We start from the raw sequence: 9,777 nt of genomic DNA, 5'->3' as shown, positions 1-9,777 counted from the left end.
GATCTACGCGACGATTCCGCAGTACGACCTGGTCGGCAAGTCGGCCGCGCTGTCGCCGGGCTGCGTCGCGCTCGGCTATGGCGTGGGCTCGGTCGCGGGCGGCTCGCTGATCGAGAGCGCCGGCACGCAGTCGGCGCTGATCGCGGCGATCGTGCTGTGCGCGGTGGCGTTCCTTTGCTACCGGCGGCTGCGGCCGGCCGTGTTCGGCATGGAACGCGCGCTTGCGGTAGTACCTGAGTGACGGTTACGACGCGCGCTGCTGCCGATGGCGGCGCGCGTCCGGTTCAGTTCATCGGCGAAGGCGGCCGGCGTGGCGTGCAATGCGCGTCGTGTCGGCCAGGTAACGCGCTCACGCGCAGTGGCTTGAAGCATGTTCTCGAATACCTCCGATCTCGATCTCCGGCTCATCCGGGTCTTTCTGGCCGTCGTCGACGCACGCGGCATCACGGCCGCTGAGGCGTCGCTCGGCGTGCGGCAGTCGACGATCAGCACGCAGCTGTCGGCGCTCGAAGCGCGCGTCGGCTTCAAGCTGTGCGATCGCGGGCGCGGCGGCTTTCGCCTGACGTCGAAGGGCGAACGCTTCGCGGCCACCGCGCGCACGCTTGTCGCGGCAACCTCCGAATTCGTCGCGCGGGTGCGCGACATCGATCGCAAGCTGGTCGGCACGCTGTCGATCGGCCTGATCGGCCAGGCGCCGCTCGTCGAGAACGCGCGCGTGGCCGATGCGATCGGCGCATTCCGCAAGCGCGACCAGGCCGTCACGTTCGCGATGAAGGTCGCGTCGCCGCAGGAGCTCGAGGAAAGCCTCGTCAACAACCAGCTCGATCTCGCGATCGGCTATTTCTGGCATCGCGTGCCCGGGCTGCTCTACACGCCGCTCTTTACCGAGCAGCAGGTGATCTACTGCGGGCGCGGGCATCCGCTGTTTCATGCGTCGCGGCCCGTGACGGCGGACGACCTGCAGCTTCACGACTGGGTCTGGCGCACCTATCCGGTGCCGGAGGAGCAGTATCCGCTGCCCGAGCGGCGCGTGACCGCGAGCGCGGACAGCATCGAGGCCGCGACGATCCTGATCCTGTCGGGCGGCCATCTCGGCTACCTGCCCGCGCACTACGCGGAGCCGTTCGAACAGCGCGGGCTCGTGAAGGCCGTCGGCCGTTCGACGTTCAGCTTCGACGTGCCGCTGCATCTCGCGATGAAGCGCAGCGCGAGCGACAAGCCGATCGTCGACGCGTTCTGCGAGGATCTGCTGCGCGCCTTCAACATCAAGGCAGCCGCACTGGCTGCATAAGCGCACGCCGCGCGTTCAGCAGTCCACCAGCACCCAGTCGAACAGCTCGCGGCGCGTGCGCACGCCGAGCTTCGCGAACGCGCGCTTCACGTACGACTCGGCCGTCGACAGCTTCACGTCGAGCTGCTGCGCGGCCTCGGGCACCGAGCGCCCGCACAGCATCAGCCGGCAGATCTCGTGCTCGCGGCGCGACAACTGCACGTCCTGCCGTTCGAGACGCGCGTCGAAGCTCGCCTGCGACGCGGTATTCACCGTTCCCGACGCCACGCGCCGCGCCGCGCAGCTACGCGCATGCAGCTCGAACATCGGGAACAGCAGGTCGACCATCTGCCTGAAGTGGAACAGCTCGTCCATCGTGAACGCGGGCCGCCCGACGGTGCGCGCCAGCCCGAGTGCGTATTGCTGGTGCGCGTTGCCGTGCACGAGCATGCATTCCTGCGCGATGCCCGGCTCATCGAAGATCCGGCGGCGAAACTCGCCTTGCGCGATCCCTTCCACGTGGCGCTGCACCAGCAGCGTGCCGGCCTTGCCGCGCAGCGGCGCGACCAGCGGATCGACCTGGCAGTAGTCCTGGTAGTAGACATCCATCACGCGCAGCGTATCGGCCGCGAAGCGCAGGCTGCCGCTGCCGAGCCATTCGACGACGAAACCCGACGTGCTCCCGGTATCGGCGCGCCAGCGTTCGAGGTGCACGGCGTCGGCGTCGATGCTGTCGTTGACGAACTCCGTGACCGCGCCGACGAAATCCGGCGTGCCGACCGCGCGCAGCGTCGCGCCGAGCGTGTCGGGGCGCACACCGATCAGGTAGTGGCCGCGGGCGGCCGGGTCGGGCTGGAGAAGTCGCATGGTCGGGCGTGGGCGGTCAGGGGACAGCGCGACGTTACGCGAACGATGCACACGCGTCAGCCGGGAATTCACCGGATCAGCCCCACCAATTTCATGCGTTGTCCCCAAAACGATGACAAGGCCGTGCGCGCGACGGCCGGAATTCGCCCGAGCCCCCGCGGCGGGGGGGCATACCGCCGCGAATCGTCTGCCTATAGTGAAAGCACTTCGAAAACCTGATCAACAGAAAGGACAGGCCATGCAGATGCAACCGACGCCCGCCGCCAAGGATTCGACACCGGCGGATTTCGTTCTGACCAACGCGAAGGTCTACACCGTCGATCCGCACAAGCCGTGGGCACAGGCGGTCGCCGTGCGCGACGGCCGGATCGTCGACGTCGGCGATACGGCGGCCGTGCAGGCGTACGTCGGGGCGGACACGAAGGTCGTCGACGCGGCCGGCCGGCTCGTGCTGCCGGGCTTCGTCGAATCGCACTGGCACTTCGAGACGACCGCGTTCGCGTTCCAGGCGTTCGTGAACTACGAGGATCCGCAGAAGGTGCTCGCCGCGCTGCGTGAGTACGTCGAATCGCATCCGGACGAGCCGGCGATCACCGGGATGGGCTGGGTGCAGGCGACCATTCCGCCGGCGCTGCTGCGCAAGGAGACGCTCGACGCGGTCTGCGCGGATCGCCCCGTGTGCCTGCTGTCGACCGATTTCCATTCGATGTGGGTGAACTCGAAGGCGCTGGAGATCGCCGGCATCGATGCCTCGACGCCGCCCGTGCAGGAAGGCGCGAGCTGGTTCGAGAAGGATGCCGTGACCGGCGAGCCGACCGGCCTGATCGTCGACGGCGCCGCGTATTCGTTGCTGATGCAGCGGATCAGCGCGGCCGGCCTGCTGCCGACCGGCATCGACCTGTACCTGAAGTCGATCCCGCCGTGGCAGAAGAAGCTGTGCGCGGCCGGCGTGACGACCGTGTTCGACGCGGGCTTCTTCGATCCGAGCGGCGACCAGTCGCTGCTGTACGAGACGCTGCAGACGATGGAGCGCGCGGGCGACCTGAAGCTGCGGGTCGTGGGCAGCGTCGCGGTGATCGGCGAGATCGACGATCCGGTCGGCACGCTCGTCAAATACCGCGAGCAGTACGATTCGCCGCTCGTGAAGGCGCGCGCGCTGAAGCTGTTCCTCGACGGGACGGAAGCGAACCACACCGCCTACCTGCTCGAACCGTACGCGGACCGCCCCGACACCTGCGGCGCGCCGACGATGCCGGCCGACACGTTCAACCACTACCTGGTCGAAGCCGATCGCGTGAACGCGAACGTGATGGTCCATTGCGTCGGCGACGCGGCCGTGCGGATGGCGCTCGACGGTTTCGACGCGGTCAATCGCACGAACCCGCCGCGCGACCGCCGCCACGTGATCACGCACGCGTTCCTCACGCATCCGGACGACATCCCGCGCTTCCGCCGCGCGGGCGTGATGGCGAACACGCAGTTGCAGTGGGGCGTGGTCGACGCGTACACCGAGCAGTTGCGCGACCACTACGGCCACGAGCGCTGGAGCAACATGTACAAGTTCCGCACGTTCCTCGACGAAGGCGTGACGGTGTCGATCGGCATGGACGGCCTCGCGTGCCAGTGCCGCTGCCAGCACAAGCCGCTCGAGCACATCGAGTCGGGCCACACGCGCCAGCTCGCGGGCGAGCCCGATGCGCCGGTGTTTCCGGACATCGCCGAGCGCCTGAGCATTCCGCAGCTGATCGCCGCGTACACGATCCACGGCGCGTACCAGCTCGGGATGGAGCACGAGGTCGGGTCGCTCACGCCCGGCAAGCGCGCGGATCTCGTCGTGCTGGAACACGACCTGTTCGAGGTAGGCCAGTACGACATCGGCCGCATCGACGTCGCGCTGACGATGATGGACGGCCGTGTCACGCACGTGGGCGAGGACTTCGGCGTGCGCACGGGCGTGCAGGCATCCTGAGCGGTTTTACGCCGACCTGACGAAGCGGCAGCGAAAGCTTTCAAATCGCTTCCGCTTTGGGGCGATCGGGGCATCCGTCCGGAACCGGATACCCCGATTGTGCGGCGTGTCCCCCTATTGGCAGGGCAGACCGGCCAATTTCCTCTGGCTACATTTTTCCGGACCGAAGCACACACCGTTCATCGCGAGCGGATCATGATATCGACGGAGGAAACCATGGCAGGGGATTGGAGCAAGCATCTGGGAACGGCATGCGCGGCGCTCGCGCTGGGCGGCGTCCTGTGGGCCGGCGCGCCGGCGGCGCACGCGGCGGACGTCGTCAACGTGTACAACTGGGGCAACTCGATCGGCAAGGCGACGATCGCGAACTTCGAGAAGGCGACCGGCATCAAGGTGGTCTACCAGGAGTTCGATTCGAACGAGACGCTGCAGGCGAAGCTGCTGTCGGGCACGTCGGGCTATGACGTCGTGGTGCCGTCCGACATCTTCTGGGCGCGGCAGTTGCAGGCGGGCATCTACCGCAAGATCGACAAGAGCCAGGTGCCGAACTACGGGCTGCTCGATCCGGAAATCATGAAGGTGCTCGCGAAGGACGATCCGGGCAACCAGTTCGGCATTCCGTGGACGTGGGGCACCGACGGGCTCGGGATGAACGTCGAGAAGGTGAAGGCCGCGCTCGGCAACGACGCGCCGCTCGACAGCTGGGCGCTGCTGTTCGACCCCAAGTACGCGCAGAAGCTGAAGCACTGCGGCATTTCGGTGCTCGATTCGCCGGTCGATGCGTTCGGGATGGCGTTCGTCTACCTGAAGAAGGATCCGAACACGACGAACCCGGCCGACTACCAGGCCGCGTACGAGCTGCTGAAGACGGTGCGGCCGTACATCACGCAGTTCAATTCGAGCAGCTACATCAACGATCTCGCGGGCGGCGACATCTGCCTCGCGCTCGGCTGGTCGGGCGACGTGAACTCCGCGCGGATCGCGGCCGCTTCCGCGAAGAAGCCGTATCACATCAAGTACGTGATCCCGACCGAGGGCAGCGCGATGTGGTTCGACATGATGGCGGTGCCGAAGGATGCGCCGCATCCGGACGCCGCGCTGAAGTTCGTCAACTTCGTGCTGTCGGAGAAGGAGAGCGCGAACCTGACCAACGACACGTCGTACCCGTCGGCCGTGCCGTCGTCGAAGCATATGGTGCGCGCCGAAGTGACGAGCGATCCGGCCGTGTTCCCGCCCGCCGACGTGATCCGCAAGCTGAGCCTCAGCAAGCCGGTGCCGCCTGAGCTGATGCGTCTGCAGAACCGTCTCTGGACGAAGCTGAAGACCGAGTAAGCCGGCCGCCGCTTCTCCGCACTCCCGCATACCTTTCGCGCGCTCCGCCGCTCATCGCGGCGGGCGGGGGCGCGCTCGTCCCGACGACCACCCACAACATGAAAATCAAACACATGACGGCGCTGTGCCTGCTGGCGTTCGAAGCCGCTTCGGCATTCGCGCACACGCCGCAGGCAACCGACGCGAGCAAGATGAAGGCGCTGGAGGCGCAGGTCACCGCGCTGCAGCAGCAGGTCAACGAGCTGCGCGCGAGCATGCTCGCGGCGAAGCCTGTCGGCGCGGCAACGACGGCCACCGCCGCCTCGGGCGGCGCGAAGATCGGTTCGATCAACACGGCAGCGGCCGCCGCACCGGCCGCGGATGCGGCGCCGGCGTTCACGAACGACGACCTGCAGCAGATGCGCGAGCAGATCGCGAACGCGTCGCTGAAGGTCGACTCGCTGCAGGAAGCCGCGACCACGGGCCCGCTCGCGGGCCTGAGCATCACCGGCTACGTCGATCCCGTGTACCTGTTCAACCGTGCGCAGCGCACGTCCGGCTTCCAGTTCCTGAACCACGATCCGGGCGCGTACGACTACTTCAACAGCACGATCGGCGACGTCTACCTCGACATCAAGAAGACCTTCGGCGTCGGCCCGATGGCGCCGTCGGCGGAAGTCGTGATCCAGCCGAACCGCGGCTTCGGCAACGTGTTCAGCAATTCGCACGGCGGCGTCGGCAACAACATCATCACGCAGGCGGTGGTCACCGTGCCGCTCAGCACGACCCGCACCTTCGAGGTCGGGATGATGCCGAGCCTCGCCGGCTACGAGGTGCAGCCGTCGACGCAGATGCTGACGCTCACGCACGGGCTGCTGTACGACTTCAGCGAGCCGGGCAACCTGATCGGCGTTGGGCTGAAGGGCTCCAATGCGGCGATGACGCGCTTCTGGCAGGTCGTGATCGGCAACGAGGTGCTGCGCACCGCCGGCGCGATCGCGAACGCGGCGAACAACACGACGAAGACCAACTGGACGCCGACGATCACCGCGCGTTTCGACAACGCGACGTCGACCGCGTTCGACTTCGGCATCTCCGGAATGCTCGGCCGGCAGTCGCTGTTCTCGCCGTGCGCGCAGGCGGGCGGCTACGGCTACCAGTGCAACGGTTCGTCGCCGACCGGCCTCTACAAGTACGTGGAAGCCGACGTGACCTATACGCATGACAAGACCCAGGTCAACGCGCAGGTCGACTACGGCGAGCTGCAGAAGGGTGCGTGGAACGGCGGCACCGCGCGCTGGTACGGGATGTCGCTGCTCGGCCATACGAAGTGGACGACGTCGTGGGTCGGCCGCATGGGTGCGACGCTGCGCTTCGACTACCTGAACAACACGTCGAACGGCGGCGGCGGCACCAACATCCAGTACGGGCTCGCGGGCGGCAATCCGTCGGTGAACGGGTCGAGCGGCTTCGGCATCGATCCGGCGTGCTTCCAGGGTTCGTCGACGAACGGCACCGAGTGCAAGGGCGCGCAGCGTTATGCGATCACGGCCGACCTGCTGTTCTATCCGACGCAGCAGATCACCGTGAAGCTCGAATACCGCCACGACGCGGCGAACCATCCGGTGTTCCTGAAGAACAACGGCACGTACGCGCGCAGCAACGACCTGGCCGGGATGCAGTTCATCTATTCGTTCTGATCGTGCTTGCCGTACCGACCGGCGCGTGCGCCGGTCGGGCGGCTGCGCGATGCATCAGGTTCCGGGCCGCGCAGGCCCGGAACGCATTCAACCCAGGAGAGTTGACCTTGAAGCTGCACACCTTCGTGACCGACATCACCGATCCGCGCGAGCGCGGCCGCCTGATCGGCGAGCGCTTCGCGCCGGAGATCCGCGAGACGGTCGCACTTTATCTCGCGTTCTTCCCGAAGCTCGGCATCGCGCCGCAGCGCGCACGGGAGATCGGTGACGCGAGTCTCGCCGCGCTCGGCGCGTGGTGCCCGCGCCTTGCCGCCGAAGTCGAGGCGATCGCCGACGGCGTCGACCTGCCGCGCTGGCAGCTCGCGTGCCTGAACGCACGCACCGAGATTCTCGCGACTGCGCCCGCATCGGCCGAAGGCGAGTGCTCGACGACCGTCTATGCGCCGGCCGGTCCGCATGCGCCGCGCACGCTGCAGACGTGGGACTGGCACGACAGCCTCGCAACGCAGGGGCTGCTGATGCAGTTTGCGACGCCGCACGGCCGCACCGTCAAGCTGTTCTCCGAATTCGGGATGCTGGCGAAGCTCGGTGTGAACAGCGCGGGGCTCGGGCTGCACTTCAACATCCTGCATCACGCGAGCGACAACGACAGCGCCGGCGTGCCCGTGCACGCGATCGCACGACGCCTGCTCGAAGACGCGACGACGGTGCAGGAGGCGATCGAACTCGCGCGCACCGCACGCGTGAGCGCATCGACGGTGCTGACCGTGTTCACGCGGCACGACGCGAACCCGCGCGCGGCGAGCATCGAGCTGAGCCCGTCGGGTGTCGGCGTGGTGGTGCCGCGCCCGGACGGCTGGCTGCTGCATACGAACCACTTCCTCGATCGCGCGCTGAGCGGTGGCGAGTGCATGCCCGACAGCTCGACCACGCGCGAGCGCTTTGCGCACCTGAACGACGTTGTGAGTGGAATGACGAGCGCCGACGTACGCGAGCGCGCGGCGGCGATGTGCGGCGCGGCCGGCGACCAGGCCGTCGTGTGTTTCCATCCGGACCTGTCGATGCCCGACACCGAGCGCTGGGAGACGCTGCTGACCGTCGGCATCGATACCGATGCGTGCGCGCTCGACTACGTGGCGGGCAATCCGCACGACCTCGCGCGTGACGGGGCTCAACGGTTCTGACGCGACGCGCGGCGAGCGGGCAGCGGTAGCGGTAGAGCCGGGCGGCACGCGCGGGCCGCCCGTGCGTTGTCGACGCTTATGCGTCGATGCGCTCGACCTTGCCGACGAGCAGCCCGTACGACAGGCTGCCCGCAAGCGCCATCGCGGCGATGTAGGTGATCGCGCGCGAGAAGTCCGCGCCGTTCACCAGCAGCCCGATCACGATCGGCGTCGCGATCGCGGACAGGTTGCCGATCAGGTTGAACACGCCGCCCGTGAGGCCGAGCAGCCGCGCGGGCGCGAGCCCCGACACGAGCGACCACGTGATCGACGCGAAGCCGTTGCCGAAGAACGCGATCGTCATGAACGCGATCACCCAGCCGGTCGACGTCACGTAGTTTGCGCCGATGATGCAGGTCGAGATCAGCAGCCCGGAGATGATCGGCAGCTTGCGCGCGAAGCCCTGCGATGCGCCGCGACGCATCAGCCAGTCCGACAGCACGCCCGAGCACAGCACGCCGACGAACGCGGCGAGGAACGGCAGCGACGCGAGGAAGCCGGACTTGATGAAATCCATCCCCCTGTACTTCACGAGGTAGGTCGGGAACCACGTGAGGAAGAACCACAGCGTCGAGTTCAGCGCGAACTGGCCGAGATAGATGCCCCACAGCTTGCGCCGGCCGAGCACGACGCCGAGGTCGCGCCACGTCGACGGCGCGCGTTCAGTACGTGCCGCGACGCGGTCCTCGAGATCGACGAGGCCGCCACCGTCGCGGATCAGTGCGATCTCGGCCGCGTTGACGCCGCGAAACGCACGCGGCTCGCGATACACCGCATACCAGATCGCGGCCCACGCGATGCCGGCGAGGCCGGTCGCGACGAACACCATGTGCCAGCCGAGATGCACCTGCAGCCATGCGAGCACCGGCGTGAGGAACGCGAGGCCGACGAACTGGCCCGACGTGTAGCCGCCGATCGCGCTCGCGCGTTCGCGGGTCGGGAACCACGTCGTCACGACGCGGTTGTTGATCGGGTACGCCGGCGCTTCGAGTGCACCGACCGCGAGGCGCAGCACGATCAGCCCGACGAACGAGCCCGCGAAACCGAGCAGCAGCGTCGCGGCCGACCACAGCGCGAGCGCACCGGCATACAGCACGCGCGGCGACACCTTGTCGACGAGCCAGCCGCCCGGGATCTGCATCAGCGCGTAGGTCCAGCCGAATGCGGAGAACACGAGGCCCGCGCGCACCGGATCGATGTTGAGTTCCTTGAACAGCGCGGGCGCGGCGATCGACAGGTTGCTGCGGTCGAGATAGTTGATCACGACGGTGACGAACAGCAATGCGAGGATCAGCAGCCGCTTGCGGCTGGGTGGCGTGGCCTGCGCCGCGGCTGTGCGGGCGGCGGAATCGGATGCGATGCCGGCGCGCACGGGCTGTTGTTCCGGCGGGTTGGCGTGGGTGCGTGACGCGGAATGAGCCACGGTTGTCTCCTGTG

General features: G+C 67.6%; 7 protein-coding genes and 1 pseudogene. 6 read left to right on the top strand and 2 right to left on the bottom strand.

Features of this window, described 5'->3' with window-relative positions:
- Both G3N99_RS09475 and G3N99_RS09470 read left to right on the top strand, forming a co-directional pair.
- A pseudogene (locus G3N99_RS09475) lies at nt 1-241 on the top strand (MFS transporter); the annotation flags it as partial.
- 129 nt (nt 242-370) lie between these two features.
- Complete coding sequence (locus G3N99_RS09470) at nt 371-1,291, top strand: LysR family transcriptional regulator (protein ID WP_041493671.1); 921 nt, start codon at nt 371-373, stop codon at nt 1,289-1,291.
- A gap of 15 nt (nt 1,292-1,306) precedes the next feature.
- Here the strand turns inward: G3N99_RS09470 and G3N99_RS09465 are convergent, their stop codons facing one another.
- On the bottom strand, nt 1,307-2,137 hold the full coding sequence (locus G3N99_RS09465; RefSeq protein ID WP_206122233.1) for a helix-turn-helix transcriptional regulator: 831 nt from the start codon (nt 2,135-2,137) through the stop codon (nt 1,307-1,309).
- A 238-nt stretch (nt 2,138-2,375) separates the two neighbouring features.
- Here G3N99_RS09465 and G3N99_RS09460 point away from each other — a divergent pair, with 238 nt between their 5' ends.
- The 4 genes from G3N99_RS09460 to G3N99_RS09445 all read left to right on the top strand — a co-directional run bounded on the left by G3N99_RS09460 (nt 2,376) and on the right by G3N99_RS09445 (nt 8,301).
- On the top strand, nt 2,376-4,106 hold the full coding sequence (locus tag G3N99_RS09460; protein WP_206122232.1) for an amidohydrolase: 1,731 nt from the start codon (nt 2,376-2,378) through the stop codon (nt 4,104-4,106).
- A 216-nt stretch (nt 4,107-4,322) separates the two neighbouring features.
- Complete coding sequence (locus G3N99_RS09455; RefSeq protein ID WP_174937932.1) at nt 4,323-5,438, top strand: polyamine ABC transporter substrate-binding protein; 1,116 nt, start codon at nt 4,323-4,325, stop codon at nt 5,436-5,438.
- Nucleotides 5,439-5,536: 98 nt separating this feature from the next.
- Nucleotides 5,537-7,117, top strand: coding sequence for a DUF3138 family protein (locus G3N99_RS09450; protein WP_206122231.1), 1,581 nt, complete (start codon nt 5,537-5,539; stop codon nt 7,115-7,117).
- Nucleotides 7,118-7,224: 107 nt separating this feature from the next.
- Nucleotides 7,225-8,301 (top strand): C45 family peptidase, encoded by a 1,077-nt coding sequence (locus tag G3N99_RS09445; protein WP_206122230.1) that lies wholly within the window; start codon nt 7,225-7,227, stop codon nt 8,299-8,301.
- Between the two features lie 76 nt (nt 8,302-8,377).
- Here the strand turns inward: G3N99_RS09445 and G3N99_RS09440 are convergent, their stop codons facing one another.
- Entirely contained in the window at nt 8,378-9,763 is a 1,386-nt protein-coding gene (locus G3N99_RS09440) for an MFS transporter (protein WP_206122229.1), read from the bottom strand.
- Nucleotides 9,764-9,777: the final 14 nt, after the last annotated feature.

It is taken from the genome of Burkholderia sp. Ac-20392 (assembly GCF_017104585.1).
GTDB classification, from domain to species: Bacteria; Pseudomonadota; Gammaproteobacteria; order Burkholderiales; family Burkholderiaceae; genus Burkholderia; species Burkholderia lata.
The sequence above is the reverse complement of the archived record's forward strand: the minus strand, read 5'-3'. Positions and strand labels throughout refer to the sequence as shown.

Coding starts and splice junctions, on each gene's coding strand:
- G3N99_RS09470 (WP_041493671.1), top strand. CDS start 371: ATGTTCTCGAATACCTCCGATCTCGATCTCCGGCTCATCCGGGTCTTT.
- G3N99_RS09465 (WP_206122233.1), bottom strand. CDS start 2,137: ATGCGACTTCTCCAGCCCGACCCGGCCGCCCGCGGCCACTACCTGATC.
- G3N99_RS09460 (WP_206122232.1), top strand. CDS start 2,376: ATGCAGATGCAACCGACGCCCGCCGCCAAGGATTCGACACCGGCGGAT.
- G3N99_RS09455 (WP_174937932.1), top strand. CDS start 4,323: ATGGCAGGGGATTGGAGCAAGCATCTGGGAACGGCATGCGCGGCGCTC.
- G3N99_RS09450 (WP_206122231.1), top strand. CDS start 5,537: ATGAAAATCAAACACATGACGGCGCTGTGCCTGCTGGCGTTCGAAGCC.